This is a genomic window from Dermacoccus nishinomiyaensis (assembly GCF_900447535.1).
Taxonomy (GTDB): domain Bacteria; phylum Actinomycetota; class Actinomycetes; order Actinomycetales; family Dermatophilaceae; genus Dermacoccus; species Dermacoccus nishinomiyaensis.
The window spans coordinates 401,501-418,516 of record NZ_UFXX01000001.1 but is presented as its reverse complement, the minus strand read 5'-3'; the positions used below and the strand labels follow the sequence as shown (position 1 = coordinate 418,516).

General features: G+C 69.2%; 11 protein-coding genes. 5 read left to right on the top strand and 6 right to left on the bottom strand.

Going from position 1 to position 17,016, the window contains the following annotated elements; genetic code table 11:
- Window positions 1–23: 23 nt before the first annotated feature.
- On the bottom strand, window positions 24–2,036 hold the full coding sequence (locus DYE07_RS02070; RefSeq protein ID WP_115296234.1) for an MFS transporter: 2,013 nt from the start codon (window positions 2,034–2,036) through the stop codon (window positions 24–26).
- A gap of 113 nt (window positions 2,037–2,149) precedes the next feature.
- Between DYE07_RS02070 and DYE07_RS02065 the strand changes: the two genes are divergently transcribed.
- Window positions 2,150–2,506 (top strand): DUF3054 domain-containing protein, encoded by a 357-nt coding sequence (locus DYE07_RS02065; protein ID WP_006947215.1) that lies wholly within the window; start codon window positions 2,150–2,152, stop codon window positions 2,504–2,506.
- A gap of 148 nt (window positions 2,507–2,654) precedes the next feature.
- On the opposite strand, the gene arc is transcribed toward DYE07_RS02065, so the two are convergent.
- The 3 genes from arc to DYE07_RS02050 all read right to left on the bottom strand — a co-directional run bounded on the left by arc (window position 2,655) and on the right by DYE07_RS02050 (window position 6,892).
- Complete coding sequence (gene arc / locus DYE07_RS02060; protein ID WP_006947264.1) at window positions 2,655–4,286, bottom strand: proteasome ATPase; 1,632 nt, start codon at window positions 4,284–4,286, stop codon at window positions 2,655–2,657.
- Window positions 4,287–4,496: 210 nt separating this feature from the next.
- Entirely contained in the window at window positions 4,497–5,705 is a 1,209-nt protein-coding gene (locus DYE07_RS02055; protein WP_074045482.1) for a tRNA (adenine-N1)-methyltransferase, read from the bottom strand.
- An 11-nt stretch (window positions 5,706–5,716) separates the two neighbouring features.
- Window positions 5,717–6,892 (bottom strand): site-2 protease family protein, encoded by a 1,176-nt coding sequence (locus DYE07_RS02050; protein WP_074045327.1) that lies wholly within the window; start codon window positions 6,890–6,892, stop codon window positions 5,717–5,719.
- 33 nt (window positions 6,893–6,925) lie between these two features.
- Here DYE07_RS02050 and DYE07_RS02045 point away from each other — a divergent pair, with 33 nt between their 5' ends.
- The 4 genes from DYE07_RS02045 to thiC all read left to right on the top strand — a co-directional run bounded on the left by DYE07_RS02045 (window position 6,926) and on the right by thiC (window position 12,231).
- A complete protein-coding gene (locus DYE07_RS02045) occupies window positions 6,926–7,771 on the top strand; it encodes a RecB family exonuclease (RefSeq protein ID WP_074045326.1) in 846 nt (281 codons plus the stop codon).
- A gap of 292 nt (window positions 7,772–8,063) precedes the next feature.
- Window positions 8,064–9,254, top strand: coding sequence for a CE1758 family FMN-dependent luciferase-like monooxygenase (locus DYE07_RS02040; protein ID WP_115296233.1), 1,191 nt, complete (start codon window positions 8,064–8,066; stop codon window positions 9,252–9,254).
- Window positions 9,255–9,357: 103 nt separating this feature from the next.
- Window positions 9,358–10,068, top strand: a complete 711-nt coding sequence (locus DYE07_RS02035; RefSeq protein WP_115296232.1) for a CE1759 family FMN reductase — start codon at window positions 9,358–9,360, stop codon at window positions 10,066–10,068.
- Between the two features lie 297 nt (window positions 10,069–10,365).
- Window positions 10,366–12,231 (top strand): phosphomethylpyrimidine synthase ThiC, encoded by a 1,866-nt coding sequence (gene thiC / locus DYE07_RS02030; RefSeq protein WP_115297057.1) that lies wholly within the window; start codon window positions 10,366–10,368, stop codon window positions 12,229–12,231.
- A 161-nt stretch (window positions 12,232–12,392) separates the two neighbouring features.
- On the opposite strand, the gene DYE07_RS02025 is transcribed toward thiC, so the two are convergent.
- Both DYE07_RS02025 and metH read right to left on the bottom strand, forming a co-directional pair.
- On the bottom strand, window positions 12,393–13,145 hold the full coding sequence (locus tag DYE07_RS02025; RefSeq protein WP_006947276.1) for an HAD family hydrolase: 753 nt from the start codon (window positions 13,143–13,145) through the stop codon (window positions 12,393–12,395).
- Between the two features lie 3 nt (window positions 13,146–13,148).
- Window positions 13,149–16,937, bottom strand: a complete 3,789-nt coding sequence (gene metH / locus DYE07_RS02020; RefSeq protein ID WP_115296231.1) for a methionine synthase — start codon at window positions 16,935–16,937, stop codon at window positions 13,149–13,151.
- Between the last annotated feature and the right edge of the window lie 79 nt (window positions 16,938–17,016).

Genomic DNA, 17,016 nt, shown 5'->3' with positions numbered 1-17,016 from the left:
AAATCGCGGGCGAAATCGGCGGGTCAGAGGGTGATGTCGGCGCTCACCGGTTCGGTGAGCACGGTGACGCTCGCCGCGGCTGTCGCGTCGTGCTCGGCATCGAGAGCGGCGACGACGTAGCGCCCGCCCGGCGGCAGCGGCATGACGTAGCGGCCCTCGCCGTCGGTGAGCGTGTCCGCGTGGTACTCGCCCGAGTGCTTGATGAGCGTCACCGGCACCTGCGCGGCCGGTGAACCGTCGCTGCGCCGCACGGCGCCCGTGAGCTGCAGCGGGTCGACGAGGCTCAACTGCGGCAGACCGGGGCCCGTGACCTCGACGATCCGCGAGCGTGTGGCCCAGCCCTCGGCGGAGGCGACGAGTACGTAGCGTCCCGCGCCGGGCAGGGCGAGGCGGTAGCACCCGTCGTCGTCGACGCGCCCCCAGTCGAGGTGCGCGCCGTCGCTGGCGAGCGCCGTCACGACGCCGCGGCGTACGGGGTGGCCGTCGAGGCCGACGAGCGTTCCGGTCGCGACGATCTCGCGGCTGTCGCCACCACGCACGGCGTCCTTGTCGGCGCTCGCCGGGGCGGGGCGCGTCGCGGGGGTGGCGCTCGGCGCGCTTGCGGACGCGGGCTGCGCCGTCGGCACGAACGCAGCGACGATGGCGGAGGCGAGCGCCGCGATGGCGGCCATGACGAAGACGGCCTTGAACGCGGCGAGCTTCGGCAGGTCGTGCCCGTCGACGTGCATCGCCATGTTCGTCAGGATCGCCGCGACGGCGGCGGACGACGTCGACGTGCCGATCGAGCGCAGCAGCGTGTTGAGGCCGTTCGCGGACGCGGTCTCTGTCAGCGGCACCGACCGCATGATGAGTGTCGGCATCGCGGCGTACGCGAACGCTGTCGCGGCGCTGCACAGCGTGGCGCCGAGCACGACCTGCCACACCGCGCCGGTGAGGAAGACGCGCAGCGTGTACGACGCGGCAAGGCCGAGCGCGCCGGCGAGCAGTGTCGTGCGGGCGCCGAAGCGCTTCGTGACGGCGGCGCTCGCGGGCGACAGCACGACCATCGCGAGGCCACCGGGCAGCATCGCGACGCCCGCGGCGATGACGGACATGCCGAAGCCGTACCCGGTGATCTCGGGCATCTGCAGCTGCTGGGTCGTCGTCATCATGTTGGCGTACATGGCGAAGCCGACGAGCAGGCTCGCGGCGTTCGTCAGCAGCACGGGGCGTCGCGCCGAGGTGCGCAGATCGACCATCGGCGAGTTGTGACGCAGTTCGTACGGCGCCCAGACGGCGAACAGCGCGATGCTCGCGGCGAACAGGAGCAGGACGCGCTCGCTCCCCCAACCCCACTGCCCGCCCTTGGTGATGGGCACGAGCAGGCACAGCAGCGCCGCCGACAGCAGCACGGCGCCGACGAGGTCGAAGCGTCCGCGCGAGGTGACCTTCGATTCGGGCACGACGAGCGCGACGGCCGCGAACATGAGGCTCGCGGAGACGACCGACACCCAGAACACCATGTGCCAGGAGAAGTGCTCGACGAGGAAACCGGCGAGCGGCAACCCGATCGCGGAGCCGATGCCGAGGGTCGCGCTCATCGTCGCGACGGCGCCGCCCACCTTCTCGCGTGGCAGCTCGTCGCGCAGGATGCTGATGCCGATCGGGATCATCGACGCGCCCACGCCCTGGAACGTGCGCGCGACGACGAGCGCGCCGAGCCCCGAGCCGATACCACCGATGACCGAGCCGACGATGACGAAAGCCAGCGACACGAGCATGATCTTCTTCTTGCCGACCATGTCCGCCAGGCGCGCCAGGATGGGCGTCGCGACGGCACCCGCGAGCAGCGTCGCGGTGACGAGCCATGAGGTGTTGTCGGCGCTCGTGTGCAGCAGCGTCGGCCACTCGGGGATGAGCGGGATGACGAGCGTCTGCTGCAGCGCGACGACGGTGCCGGCGATGCACAAGACGGCGGCGATCAGGCTCTGACGCGACGAGCCCGCACCGGAGCGGGCCGAGGGCTCGGCGTGGGCGGGTGAGTGACGGCTGGGCACGAAGCTCCTCGGGCGACGACTATTGAATTGACAATAAATATAGTCGATGTTGTCCGGGTTCCGCGGCGTCTGCGCTGCGAAACCCGGGCAAGATCGGCGGATACGGTGGGGTCATGCTTGCTCTCGCGCCGCTTCTCGACCTGCTCGTCGTCCTCGTCTTCGCCGCCGTCGGACGGCGCAACCACGGCGAGGCCGACGCCCTCACCGGCATCGTGACGACGGCGTGGCCGTTCGTCGTGGGAGCGATCGTCGGGTGGATCGTCCTTGTCGTCATGAAGCGATTGCCGGGGCGCTCGCTGACGTCGGGAGTGATCGTGTGGCTGACGACGGTCATCGTCGGAATGATCCTGCGTCAGGTCTCCGGGCACGGCACGGCCGTCGCGTTCGTCATCGTCGCGCTGGCGTTCAACGGCGCGTGCATGCTCGGCTGGCGTCTCGTCGCGCGCGTGCTGGAACGTCGTCGCGCCTGATCCGGCTCCCCGTTCGGGAATCGCCGCAGCGATACGGCACCTCGCGTCCTCGCCCGCATGGCGCCGGACGCCGGACGAAGCCGAACTGGAACGCGGCGTCGCGCGGCTCGTCGAGGTGCTGCGGGACTGACCCGTGGCGACGCGTCAGTCAGTTCTTGTCCGCGAGCGTGCGGATGTTGACGATGCGCTCACCGCGGCGGCCGGACACGCGGGCCCAGTCGTCGGGGTTACTCGTGCCGGGCAGATCCTCGTTCTCGCGGAACTCGTCACGGCACGCCTGACGCACGTGCTCCGCGCGAATACCGCGCTCCTCGGAAGTGATAAGGGCCTTGATCGCGGCCTTCTTCGCGCGGTCGACGATGTTCTGGATCATCGCGCCGCTCGCGAAGTCGGCGAAGTACAGCACCTCGCGCGAACCGTCCGCGTACGTCGCCTCGAGGTAGGCGTGCGCGTCGTCGCGGGCATACAACTCCCCCGCAGCGATGTCGATGAGCGACGCCGCAACCTTCGACGGATCGCCGTCGTGCGCGGCGATCTCGTCGGCGTGGAACGGCAGGGCCGGCGTCAGATACTTGCCGAAGATGTCGCGCCCGGCGACCTCGTCGGGGCGTTCGATGCGGATCTTGACGTCGAGGCGCCCCGGGCGCAGGACGGCCGGGTCGATCATGTCCTCGCGGTTGCTCGCGCCGATGACGATGACGTTCTCGAGGCTCTCGACGCCGTCGATCTCGGCGAGCAGCTGCGGCACGATCGTCGTCTCGACGTCCGAGCTGACGCCGGCGCCACGGATGCGGAACAGTGACTCCATCTCGTCGAAGAACACGACGACGGGCGTGCCCGAACTCGCGACCTCACGCGCGCGCTGGAACAGCACGCGGATGTGACGCTCCGTCTCGCCGACGTACTTGTTGAGCAGCTCCGGGCCCTTGATGTTGAGGAAGTAGCTCGTCGCGTCCGAGTTGCCCTGCTTCGCCGCGACCTGCTTCGCGAGCGACGCGGCAACCGCCTTGGCCACCAACGTCTTTCCGCACCCAGGCGGGCCATAGAGCAGCACGCCCTTCGGTGGACGCAGGTGGTGCTCGGCGTACAGATCGGCGTGCAGGAACGGCAACTCGACGGAGTCGCGGATCGTCTCGATCTGCCCGGCGAGGCCCCCGATGTCGGAGTAGTCGATGTCGGGCACCTCCTCGAGCCCGAGGTCGGAGACCTCCGCGCGCGTCAGCCGTTCGAGCACGAAACCGCTCTTGGCCTCCATGAGCAGCGTGTCGCCGGGACGCACCGTCACGTCCGCGAGCGGCCCGGCGGTACGGACGACACGTTCCTCGTCGTTGCCCGTCGCGACGAGCAGGCGGCCGTCCTCGAGCGTCTCCTTGAGCGTGACGGTCTCGCCGGCGCGCTCGAACCCGACGACCCTGACGATGTTCATGGCCTCGTTGACCATGACCTCCTGGCCGGGCACGAGCTCCTCGATCGTGATCGCGGGCGAGAACGACACGAGCATCTTTCGGCCCATGTAGAAGATGTCGGCGCTGCCGTCGTCATGCGCCGCGATGACGGTGGCGTAGTTGTTCGGCGGCTGCGCGAGACGTTCGATCTCACCCTTCATCGACGCGATCTGGTCGCGCGCATCCTTGAGCGTGCGCACGAGACGCTCGTTCTGCGACGACACCGTCGTCAACTGCGAACGCAGCCGCAGGACGTCGGCGGGCGACGTCGCGCCTGATGACGTGTCGTTCGAGGACGACGTCCGGTCCGTCGGGTCGAACTTCGGGCCGCTCATCACCGTTTCCTTCGCCTTCGGGGTGCTCGTCAGAGCCGTCTGGCTCCTCGTGCGCACCGAAGCGCGGCCCGAGCAGCCACTCGTTCCACCCTATCGACCTGCGCACACCCGCGACGACGAACGAGCACGACCCAAGTGGATCGTGCTCGTTCGACGAGGCTCTGATGGCTGGCTCGTGCCTCGATGACGACGTCTGAGACGACCCTCGCGTCAGTCCTGATCGGTTGCGACGGGCGCCTCGGCGTTCTCTGCGGCAGCGTCCGGTTCAGCAGCGACGGACGTCTCCGCGTCGGCGGCCGAGCCGGCGCTCGCCTGCGCCACCGAAGCGGCGTCAGAGCCCGCCGGCCCGGCCGACTCAGGGGCGCGTGCGGTGTCATCGCCCGCGAGCGCCTGTGCCGTCGGGGTGTTCTCGAACGAGCGCACGAGCTTGCGCATCTTCTTGTCGGAGACGGGGCGTTCGCCGACGGCTTCGGGTGTCCACGCGTCGTCGGGCGTGGGCTCCGGGGCGCTGGCGGGAGCGCCGTCGTCACCGTAGGCACCCTTGGCAGGGCGGCGCTTGACGAGCGGCGCGGCGACGCCGTCGGCGAGGCGGCGCGTGGAGATGAGGAAGCCGGTGTGGGCGTGCATGCGGTGCTCGGGGCGCACCGCGAGGCCTTCGAGGTGCCAGCCGCGCACGAGGCTCTCCCACGCGTTCGGCTCGGTGAAGCCGCCGTGATCGCGCGCGGCCTCGGCGACGCGCGACAACTGCGTCGCCGTCGCGACGTAACAGATGAGCACGCCGCCGGGCGCGAGCGCCTCGTGAACGACGTCGAGGCACTCCCAGGGCGCGAGCATGTCGAGCACGACGCGGTCGATCGTGCCCGACTCGACGGTCTGCGGCAGCGCCTCGACCAGGTCGCCGACGGTGATGCTCCACGCCGGGTGGTCGACGCCGAAGAACTCGCGCGCGTTGCCCGCGGCGATGGCGGCGAAGTCCTCGCGACGCTCGAACGAGTACAGGCGCCCATCCTCACCGACGGCGCGCAGCAGCGACATCGACAACGCACCCGAACCGACGCCCGCTTCGACGACGCGTGCGCCGGGGAAGATGTCGGCCATCGTGACGATCTGCCCGGCGTCCTTCGGATAGACGACGGCCGCGCCGCGCGGCATCGACATGACGTAGTCGCTCAGCAGCGGACGCACCGCGAGGTACTCGACGCCCGCCGTGTTCGTCACCGTCACCGCATCGGGCGAACCGATGAGGTCGTCGTGCTTGATGTGACCGCGGTGGGTGTGGAACTGCTTGCCGGGCGTCAGCGTGATCGTGTGCATGCGCCCCTTGGGGTCGGTGAGCTGGATGCGCTCGCCCTCCCGGAAGGGGCCGCGGCGATACTCGGCGCCGGTCGACGGGGCGGGGGTCTGATCGCTCTCGCTCATGGGGAGCAAGTCTAGGCGCCCCGCGGCATGGTGCCGCTCTCGTGCGCGTGACGCTGCATCGCACGCTCGAGGTCGGCGAGCGTCGCGATGCCGACCAGTCGCAGCGCGACCGGGTCGTCGGCAGCTGCGGGCTGCCCTTCCACCGGCATGCTGACGGTGACGACACCCGGCGTCGGATCGCCCTCGAACGCGGGCAGGATCGCCATCACGTCGTCCTGCGGTGAGGAGATGACGGCGCCCGCATGCGGCAGCAGGGCCTCGCCGAGGGCGCTCGCGGGCACGTGCGGGCGCTGATCCACGGGCACCCGCACGTGCGCACCGGGCGCGACGAGGGCGCTGGCGGCGCCGTCTGCGTCGATGAGGACGATCGTGTCGCCCGTCTCCGGCAGTGCCGCGACGGGCGTGCTCGCGGGGACGGCGACGGCGGGGCGGATGACGTCGGCGACTCGGATGCCGCCGAGGAACTCGCGGTTGATGCCGACGTTGACGGCGACGCTCGCGCCGCGCCAGAGGAACGAGGCGATGAACAGCAGCCACACGAGGCTCCACAGCGAGCCGGGCGCGCGTACGAACCCGAGCACGGCCCACGCGGCCACGCCGATGGCGACGATGCGTCCGCACCAGCCGGCGGCCTTCATGCCCGTGGCGCGGTTGCCCGTCAGCTTCCACACGAGCGCGTCGACGAGGAACCCACCATCGAGCGGCAGACCGGGCAACGCGTTGAACGCCGCGACGAACGCGTTGCTCCACGCGAACGCCCCGAGCAGCAGCGGCACGGCGCCGTCGCCGTCACTCGCGCGGTGGCCGAGGAAGCCGATCACCGCGAGCACCGCGTTCGACAGCGGCCCGACGGCGGCGACGAGCGCGCTGCGTCCGGGCGTCGCGTCGGGGGTGTCGTAGCTCGTGTGGCCGCCCATGAGGTCGGCGACGATATGCGTGACGCGGTAGTGGCAAGCCTGTGCGACGAGGGCGTGCGCCGCCTCGTGGACGAGCACGCTGAGCAGCAGCAACAACGCGTACCCGATGCCGACGACGTACGCGCCGAAACCCCATTCGGGGTGCAGCGAGGCGACCTGCGGGCCGAAGATCGCGACGATGATGACGGCGATGATCGGCCACGTGCGTCCGATGTAGACGGGGACGCCGCGCAGCGAGGCGATCTTGAGGCCGGGTGTTGGCTCGGGCATGCCCCAAGACTATGTGGGCCTTAGACTTCTCGGATGCCCGCTTCGTTGTCTCCGTCGCGCGCCTCCGACTTCATGCAGTGTCCCCTGCTCTATCGCTTCCGCGTCATCGACAAGCTGCCGGAGTCGCCGAGTGCGGCGGCGTCGCGGGGGACGCTCGTCCATTCGGTGCTCGAGCGCATCTTCGACGTCGACGCCCCGAACCGCACGCTCGAGCGGGCGCTCGAGCTCGTCCCCCATGCCTGGGAGGACATGCTCACCGACGAACCGGAGCTGGCCGAACTCGCGGGCAGCACACCGCACGATCTCGCGACGTGGCTGCGTGATGCGGAGAAGCTCGTCGAGAAGTGGTTCGCGATGGAGAACCCGCAGTTCCTCGAACCCGCCGAGCGCGAGCTCTACGTCGAGGCCGACCTCGACGGGCTCACGCTGCGCGGGTACATCGACCGCCTCGACGTCGCTCCCGGCGGGCAGATCCGCGTCGTCGACTACAAGACGGGACGGGCGCCCTCGGAGCTCTTCGAGAACAAGGCGTTGTTCCAGATGAAGTTCTACGCGCTCGTCATCTGGCGCACGCGGGGCGTCATGCCGCTCATGCTGCAACTCGTCTACCTGGGCAACAGTCAGTTCTTGCGTTATCAACCCGACGAGGCCGACTTGCTCGCGCTCGAACGCAAGCTCAAGGCGCTGTGGCGCGCGATCGAGCGCTGTGCTCGGACGGGTGACTGGCGGCCCAGGAAGTCGCGCTTGTGCTCGTGGTGCGATCACAAGGCGCTCTGCCCGGAATGGGGCGGCACTCCCCCGCCGCTGCCCGAGCACGCGGCGCGTCTCGCGCTCGATCCCCGCACCACCGGCGACCTCGGAGACGTCGATGGCGACTGAAGGATGACCGTTCGGGCCGGTCGTCGAAGCGGCAACCACCGTCCGAGTGACGCGTTGCGGGCATCTATCGCCTCCTGCACTGCGCCCGCCCCCGCGGCGAGGCTGACGACGACCGCTCATCCACCAACGTCCATTGAATGTGACGAAAATCGCAGATGGGTACGGGGATCGCAGTTGGGCCGCGCAGGGCCAGGGTCACCGCGCGCGCAGCTGGAATAACCGGCCGCGCCGTCCCGTTCCGCAAGTAGTTTCAGTTTCAACTACATGAATGCATGGACCAAGGGAGGCCCTCATGCAGTTCGGCATCTTCACCGTCGGTGACGTCACGACGAACCCGACGACAGGGCGCACCGTCAGCGAGCACGAGCGCATCGCGAACACCGTCGAGATGGCGAAGCTCGCCGACGAGGTGGGCCTCGACGTCTTCGCCACCGGCCAGCACCACAACCCGCCGTTCGTCGCACCGGCCAACCCGGCCGTGCTGATGGCGAACCTGGCGGTGGTGACGAAGAACATCATCCTGTCGACGTCGACGACGCTCATCACGACGACGGACCCGGTGCGCATCGCCGAGGACTACGCCTACGCGCAGCACCTCGCCGGCGGCCGCGTCGACCTCATGCTGGGGCGCGGCAACACGGGCCCCGTCTACCCGTGGTTCGGCAAGGACATCCGCGACGGCATCCCGCTCGCCATCGAGAACTACGCGCTGCTGCGCCGCCTGTGGAACGAAGAGAACGTGACGTGGGAGGGCAAGTTCCGCACACCGCTGCAGGGTTTCACCTCGACCCCGCGCCCGCTCGACGACATCGCGCCGTTCGTCTGGCACGGCTCGATCCGCAGCCCCGAGATCGCGGAGCAGGCCGCCTACTACGGTGACGGTTTCTTCCACAACCACATCTTCTGGCCGCCGCAGCACGCTGCGCAGATGGTGCAGTTCTACCGGGAGCGCTTCGAGCACTACGGTCACGGCCGGGCGCAGGACGCGATCGTCGGCCTCGGTGGGCAGGTGTTCATGGCCGAGTCGAAGGCGAAGGCGATGGAGACGTTCCGCCCCTACTTCGATCACGCGCCGGTCTACGGCGGGGCAGGTTCGTTGGAGGACTACACGCGTCAGACGCCGCTGACGGTCGGCACGCCGGACGAGGTCGTCGAGGCCACGCTCGGCTTCCGCGACTACGTCGGTGACTACCAGCGTCAGCTGTTCCTCATCGACCACGCCGGGTTGCCGCACGCCGAGGTCATGCACCAGATCGAGCTGCTCGGCACGAAGGTCGTGCCGCAGCTGCGCGCCGAGATGGACGTCCGACGCGCCGCCGGCGTACCTGACGCCCCGACGCATGCCAGCCTGCTCGCTGCGCGCGCTGCCCAGGCGACCGACACGCCCTCGGCTGACGCCGGTCAGATGGGCAGTGTCGAGACAGGTGTGCCGCGCGTTCCGAAGACCGACAACGTGACGGGAACGCGCGCCGAAGACCGTTGAGCATCAGCCCGGTTCGCCGACAACTCGGCTGACCGGGCCCGGCGGGCGACGCCGGCGGCCACGTTCGGCCCAAACTCAGAGCAACGAGACGAAGGAGAACACGATGACGAACTGGACGGCACGCCTCGCCGTGATCAGCGGCGGGCTGAGTGAGGAATCGTCGACGCATCGTCTCGCCCAGCTGCTGAGCGACGCGGTTGTCGAGAGTGCGCGGAAGCAGGGCGGCGAGGTCGTCGTCGAGCGGATCGACCTGCGGGCGCTGGCGCACGACATCACGACGGCGTCGTTGACGGGGTTCGCTCCCCCGGCGCTCGCGGACGCCTACGAGGTGCTGGGCGCGGCCGACGCCGTGGTCGCGGTGACGCCGACGTACAAGGCGAGCTTCACGGGCTTGTTCAAGTCGTTCTGGGACGCGACTGCAGGCGGCGTGCTGAGCGGCGTGCCCGTCATCGTCGGCGCGACGGGCGGTTCCGCCCGACACTCACTGGTGACGGACACCGCCTTGCGACCGCTGTTCGCGTACATGAAGGCGCTCGTCATGCCGACGGCGGTCTACGCAGCGCCCGACGACTGGGCCGGGCGAGGCCTGGAAGCGCGGGCGAGCGAGGCCGCCGGTGAGTTGACGCAACAACTGCAGCGCGTGCTCGGCGCAGCAGACGTGGCGGTGAACGGCGGTTCTGACGCGCGCGTGTCCAAGGATGGGGAAGCGCCGAGAACATCGTCGAAATCGGTTCGTACGCTTGCCGAGACGCGCAATCGGGCGCGCGATCCGTTCGTCGCGGTGCCGACGATGGAAGAGATGTTGCGCCGCTGAGCACGACTCGTGACCGGAGGGGTCCGTCAGGTTCGTCACGAACCTGACGGACCCCTTCGTCACGTTCGTCTGCCGGGATGTGCCATAGTCGGAAGCGTCCTTCGTGGGAGTCCTGAGAACAGGGCTGAGAGGGAGCTGATACTGCTCCGACCGCTACCCGACCTGACCCGGATCATGCCGGCGCAGGCAGCCAAGGAGACCTCATGGTCGCTCATCCTCCGTTCGGTGCCGACGTTCGTCGACGCCTGCTGCGTGGGGTCTTGCCGTGCCTTCGTCCGATCCGAAGGAGGCACCATCATGACGACGTTCAACGCCCGCGACCTCGCGGCCACCACCGACCGAGCAGCCACGTCGCCGGCGTCGGCCGCGGTTCAGAGGCGCGCAACCACCCCCGCTGACGGATCGGACGCTCGCCGCAAGCAGTACCGAGACGCGGACGGCCTGCGCGTGCCCTACACCGAGGTCATCCTCGACAACTCCCCCGGCACCGGCGCGGCCAACGCTCCCGTCGAGCTGTACGACACCTCCGGCCCGGGCAGTGACCCCGAGGTCGGGCTGCCGCCGTTGCGCGCCGAGTGGATCGCCGAGCGCGACGACGTCGAGACGTACGCCGGCCGAGAGCGCACCCTGCTCGACGACGGCCGCTCGGCCGTCCGACGCGGTGAGGCGAGCCACGAGTGGCGCGGCGAACGTCGCGCACCGCTGCGCTCGAAGGACGGCGCCGTCGTCACCCAGATGCACTACGCCCGTAAGGGATTGATCACCCCCGAGATGCGATTCGTCGCCGCCCGCGAGAACTGCGCCCTCGAACTCGTGCGCGACGAGGTCGCCGCCGGACGCGCGATCATCCCCGCCAACGTCAACCACCCGGAGAGCGAGCCGATGATCATCGGGCGTCGCTTCCTCGTCAAGGTCAACGCGAACATCGGAAACTCGGCCGTGACGTCGTCGATCGCCGAGGAGGTCGACAAGCTGACGTGGGCGACGACGTGGGGCGCCGACACCGTCATGGACCTGTCGACCGGTGACGACATCCACACAACGCGCGAGTGGATCCTCCGCAACTCCCCCGTCCCGATCGGCACCGTGCCGATCTACCAGGCCCTCGAGAAGGTCAACGGTGAGGCCGACAAGCTGACGTGGGAGATCTTCCGCGACACCGTCATCGAGCAGTGCGAGCAGGGCGTCGACTACATGACGATCCACGCCGGCGTGCTGCTGCGCTACGTGCCGATGACGGCCGAGCGCATCACGGGCATCGTCAGCCGCGGCGGCTCGATCATGGCCGGCTGGTGTCTCGCGCACCACGAGGAGAACTTCCTCTACACCCACTTCGACGAGCTGTGCGAGATCTTCGCCCGCTACGACGTCGCCTTCTCCCTCGGTGACGGCCTGCGCCCTGGCTGTACCGCCGACGCCAACGACGAGGCGCAGCTTTCCGAGCTGCGCACCCTCGCCGAGCTGACGAAGCGGGCATGGCAGTTCGACGTCCAGGTCATGGTCGAGGGCCCCGGGCACGTGCCGCTCGACCTCGTCGAGGAGAACGTGCGCCTGCAGCAGGAGTGGTGTGACGGCGCGCCGTTCTACACGCTCGGCCCGCTCGTCACCGACGTCGCACCAGGCTACGACCACATCACTTCCGCCATCGGCGCGACGACGATCGCGATGGGTGGCACCGCGATGCTGTGCTACGTCACGCCGAAGGAGCACCTCGGGCTGCCGAACCGTGATGACGTCAAGACCGGCGTCATCACGTACAAGCTCGCGGCGCACGCCGCCGACGTCGCGAAGCGCCACCCCGGCGCCCGGGCGTGGGATGACGCGTTGAGCAAGGCGCGCTTCGAGTTCCGTTGGAACGACCAGTTCAACCTGTCGCTCGACCCCGACACCGCGCGCGAGTTCCACGACGAATCGCTGCCCGCCGAGGCCGCGAAGACAGCACACTTCTGCTCGATGTGCGGGCCGAAGTTCTGCTCGATGCGCATCAGCCAGGACGTGCGCGACCGCTTCGGTGACGCCGGCGCCCAGCAGCGCGTCGTCAGCGAGAGCGAGGCCCGTGAGGGCATGCAGCAGATGTCGAAGACGTTCGTCGAGCTCGGGCGCAGCGTCTACGTCGAACCCGACACCGCCCACGCCCTGACAACCCCCACGCCCCAGGACTGACGGGTTCGCAACGGTGAGGGGTGGAGCAACTCGACTCCGCCCCTCACCGACTCTTGTCTCCGCCCCATCTGCGATCTACATCGACATTCGCGAACGGCGTACCCATCTGCGATTTTCGGTCACATTCGCCTGTGCCACCGCCTGCCGGGCCGGCTCGAGCATCAGCGCGTCGCGCGAGCTTGCTCCGCCAGACGCGGCAGGTCGTCGAGGCTGACGGCGGCGAGGTCGGGGACGACGACGAGACCGTCGAGCTGCGGAATCTCGACGAGATGCGGCACGGCGAGCGTGGGGACGCCGGCCGCGACGGCCGAGCGCACGCCCGTCGCCGAATCCTCGATCGCGACGCACTGATCCGGGCGCAGGCCCAGCTCTGCCGCGGCCCGCACGTACGCCTCCGGGTCCGGTTTGCCCGCGCTCACCATGTCACCGGTGACGACGACCTCGAACGTCCCGGCCGGCAGCGCGTCGACGAGCACCCGCGCGAACGACTCGTACGACATCGTGACGAGCGCGCACGGCATCCCCGCCTCGTGGGCGGCGAGCAGCAGCTCCTGCGCGCCGGGGCGCCACGGCACGTGCTGCTTCAGCTTCTCGATGACCTGCTCGAGCAGGATGTCGACGATCTCGTCCGGCGTCAACGGAATACCCGTCTGATCCTTGATCATCCGACCCGTGACGGGCAGCGCGTTGCCGACGAGCTGGAACGCCTGCTCCTCGCTCCACGACGCCCCGTACGACTCGATCAGGCCGCGCTCGGCCTCCATCCAGTACGGCTCGGTGTCGATGACGGTGCCATCCATGTCCCACAGGATCGCGCGGGGGGCATGCGAACCATGCGCCGCGCGCGAGGACGCCGATGAGTCGAGCGCGTCGAGGCGGGCGTCGAGATGGTTCAGGTGCGGCGTCGGGTTCACGCGTCAGTCCTCCGGGTCGTATCCGAGGTTGGGGGCCAGGTGGCGCTCGGCCTCGGCCATCGTCCATCCCTTGCGCTCAGCGTAGTCGGCGACCTGATCGCGCCCGATCCGCCCGACGACGAAGTACTGCGCCTGCGGATGCGCGAAGTACCACCCGCTCACGGACGCGCCGGGCCACATCGCGCGCGACTCGGTCAGTTCGACCCCGATCGACGCGGTCACGTCGAGCAGGTCGAACAGCGTGTCCTTCTCGGTGTGCTCGGGGCACGCCGGGTAGCCGGGCGCGGGACGGATGCCCTGGTAGCGCTCCCTGATGAGTTCGTCGTTCGACAGCTTCTCCCCTGCCTCGTAACCCCAGAACTCGCGACGCACACGCTCGTGCAGCCGCTCGGCGAACGCCTCCGCGAGGCGGTCGGCGAGGGCCTCGAGCAGGATCGCCGAGTAGTCGTCGAGGTCGTCCTTGAACGCGCGGATCCGCTCCGGCAGCTCCGTCCCAGCCGTCACGGCGAACGCACCGACCCAGTCGTCGGCCGCACCCGTAGGGGCGACGAAGTCGGCGAGCGAGCGGTTCGGCACGCCGTCACGGTGCGTGCCCTGCTGACGCAGGTGGTGCAGGCGCGCCACCTCGGCCGAACGCGACGCGTCGCCGAACAGCACGGTGTCGTCACCGTCGGCCTGCGCCGGCCAGAACCCGATGACACCCGCCGGGTGCAACCAGCCCTCGTCACTGATGCGGTCGAGCATCGTCTGCGCGTCGTCGTACAGCTTGCGCGCCGCCTCGCCCTGCGCGGGGTTGCTCAGGATGTCGGGGAAGCGCCCCTTCATCTCCCAGGCGGCGAAGAACGGCTGCCAGTCGATGTACTCACGCAGCTCGCTCACCGGGTAGTCGGTGAACACCCTCGTCACGGGGGCGCCGTCGACGGCAAGGGCCGGAGCGTCGGGAACGCCTGCAGCCCAGTCCATCTCGGTGACGTTGGCCCGCGCCTCGTCGAGCGTCAGCAACGGACGCTCGTCGCGCTTGGCCGCGTGTCGGGCGCGCAACGCGTCGTAGTCGGCGACGACGTCGGCGAGCAACGCCTCGCGTCGCTCCCCCGTCGACAACAGCGCAGCGACGACCGGAACCGAGCGCGAGGCGTCCTTCACCCACACGACGGGCTCGTCGTAGCGCCCGTCGATCTTGACGGCCGTGTGCGCACGCGACGTCGTCGCGCCGCCGATGAGCAGCGGCTGAGTGAAGCCCTGACGCTGCATCTCAGAGGCCAGGTGCACCATCTCGTCGAGCGACGGCGTGATGAGGCCCGACAGCCCGATGATGTCGGCGTCGTGCTCGCGCGCAGCGTCGAGGATCTTCTGCGGAGCGACCATGACGCCGAGGTCGATCACCTCGTAGTTGTTGCACTGCAGCACGACGCCGACGATGTTCTTGCCGATGTCGTGCACGTCGCCCTTGACGGTGGCGAGCACGACGGTGCCGTTCGTCTGCTTGCTCGTGACGCCGCTCGCTTCCTTCTCCGCCTCGATGAACGGGATGAGGTAGGCGACGGCCTTCTTCATGACGCGCGCCGACTTCACGACCTGCGGCAGGAACATCTTGCCGGCGCCGAACAGGTCACCGACGACGCCCATGCCGTCCATGAGCGGGCCCTCGATCACCTCGAGCGGACGCTTGCCCTCGGCCTCCAGCTCGGCGCGCATCTGCTCGGTGTCGGCTTCGACGTGGTCGTCGATGCCCTTGACGAGCGCATGCGTGATGCGTTCGCGCACCGGCAGTTCGCGCCACTGTTCCGTCTTCGCTTCCGCCTGCTCACCGCTCGAGTTGTACTGTTCGGCGGCCTCGAGCAGCCGCTCGGTCGCGTCGGCGCGCCGGTTGAGGACGACGTCCTCGATCAGCTCGCGCAGTTCGGGGTCGATCTCGTCGTAGACGACGAGCGCGCCGGCGTTGACGATGCCCATGTCCATCCCCGCGGCGACCGCGTGGTAGAGGAAGACGGCGTGGATCGCCTCGCGCACCGGGTTGTTGCCGCGGAAGCTGAACGACACGTTCGACACGCCACCGCTGACGAGGGCGCCGGGCAGGTTCGCCTTGATCCATCGCGTGCCCTCGATGAAGTCGACGCCGTAGTTGGCGTGCTCCTCGATGCCCGTGCCGATCGCGAAGATGTTCGGGTCGAAGATGATGTCCTCGGCCGGGAAGTCGACGTCGGGGCCGGTGAGGATGTCGTAGGCCCGCTTCGTGATCGTCTTGCGCCGCTCGAGGGTGTCGGCCTGGCCGTCCTCGTCGAACGCCATGACGACGATCGCCGCGCCGTAGCGCTTGCACAGCCGGGCGTGCTCGATGAACGGTTCGACGCCCTCCTTCATCGAGATCGAGTTGACGATCGACTTGCCCTGGATGCACTTCAGCCCGGCCTCGATGACCTCCCACTTCGAGGAGTCGACCATGACCGGGACGCGGCAGATGTCGGGTTCGGAGGCGATGAGCTTGCAGAAGCGATCCATCGCGGCGACGCCGTCGATCATGCCCTCGTCCATGTTGACGTCGATGATCTGCGCGCCGTTCTCGACCTGCTGACGGGCGACGGACAGCGCCGTCGCGTAGTCGCCGTCCTTGATGAGCTTGCGGAAGCGCGCCGAACCGGTGATGTTCGTGCGCTCACCGACGTTGACGAACAGCGAATCCTCGTCGACGGTGAACGGCTCGAGCCCGGACAGGCGCAGGGCGGGCGCGACGTCGGGCACGCTGCGCGGGGCCGTGGCGGCGACCGCGTCGGCGATCGCCCCGATGTGATCGGGCGAGGTGCCGCAGCATCCGCCGACGAGGTTGACGAGGCCGTCGCCCGCGAATGCGGCGACGGTCTGCGTCATCGCCTCGGGTGTCTCGTCGTACTCGCCGAACGCGTTGGGCAGGCCGGCGTTCGGGTAGCAGGAGACGAAACAGTCGGCGATGCGCGAGAGGTCGGCGACGTAGGGGCGCATCTCGTCGGCGCCGAGCGCGCAGTTGAGTCCGACGGCGAGCGGGCGCGCGTGACGCACCGAGTTCCAGAACGCCTCGCCCGTCTGCCCCGACAGGGTGCGGCCGGAGGCGTCGGTGATCGTGCCGGAGATGATGACGGGCCAGCGCCGCCCGCGTTCCTCGAACAGCTGCTCCAGCGCGAAGATCGCGGCCTTCGCGTTGAGCGTGTCAAAGATCGTCTCGATGAGCATGAGGTCGACGCCGCCGTCGGCCAGGCCGCGGGCCTGCTCGAGGTAGGCGCCGACGAGGTCGTCGAAGCTGACGTTGCGCGCGCCCGGGTCGTTGACGTCCGGTGAGATCGACGCCGTGCGGTTCGTCGGGCCGATCGCGCCGGCCACGAACCTCGGACGCGCCCCGGTGGTCACCGAATCGGCAGCAGTGCGAGCGAGTTTCGCGGATTCGACGTTGAGTTCGTACGCGAGCTCGGACATGTCGTAATCCGCCAACGAGATGCGCTGTGCGTTGAACGTGTTCGTCTCGACGATGTCCGCGCCGGCCTCGAGGTACTCGCGGTGGATGCCCTCGATGATGTCGGGTTGCGTCAGCGACAGCAGGTCGTTGTTGCCCTTGAGGTCGCTCGGCCAGTCGGCGAACCGCTCACCGCGGTAGTCGTCCTCACTCAACCCGTGCCGCTGGATCATCGTGCCCATCGCGCCGTCCATGACGAGGATTCGCTCACGCATGAGCGCGGCCAGCTCCTCGCTGCGATCCCCGCCTGCGTCGCGGCGGGCGTCGTGGTCGGTCGTGGTCGGGTCGGTTGCCTTGGAGCGGCTGCTCACGTGACGTCCCTTCGAGGGCGGGTGGATGTCGCATCATGCTATCGAGCGGCGTCGCCCCGCCTTGGAGCGTGCACGCCGT

What these genes read in the sequence shown, in the direction of transcription:
- DYE07_RS02045 (WP_074045326.1), top strand. Translation starts at nt 6,926, where the DNA reads ATGCCCGCTTCGTTGTCTCCGTCGCGCGCCTCCGACTTCATGCAGTGT.
- DYE07_RS02055 (WP_074045482.1), bottom strand. Translation starts at nt 5,705, where the DNA reads ATGAGCGAGAGCGATCAGACCCCCGCCCCGTCGACCGGCGCCGAGTAT.
- arc (WP_006947264.1), bottom strand. Translation starts at nt 4,286, where the DNA reads ATGAGCGGCCCGAAGTTCGACCCGACGGACCGGACGTCGTCCTCGAAC.
- DYE07_RS02050 (WP_074045327.1), bottom strand. Translation starts at nt 6,892, where the DNA reads ATGCCCGAGCCAACACCCGGCCTCAAGATCGCCTCGCTGCGCGGCGTC.
- DYE07_RS02065 (WP_006947215.1), top strand. Translation starts at nt 2,150, where the DNA reads ATGCTTGCTCTCGCGCCGCTTCTCGACCTGCTCGTCGTCCTCGTCTTC.
- DYE07_RS02040 (WP_115296233.1), top strand. Translation starts at nt 8,064, where the DNA reads ATGCAGTTCGGCATCTTCACCGTCGGTGACGTCACGACGAACCCGACG.
- thiC (WP_115297057.1), top strand. Translation starts at nt 10,366, where the DNA reads ATGACGACGTTCAACGCCCGCGACCTCGCGGCCACCACCGACCGAGCA.
- DYE07_RS02035 (WP_115296232.1), top strand. Translation starts at nt 9,358, where the DNA reads ATGACGAACTGGACGGCACGCCTCGCCGTGATCAGCGGCGGGCTGAGT.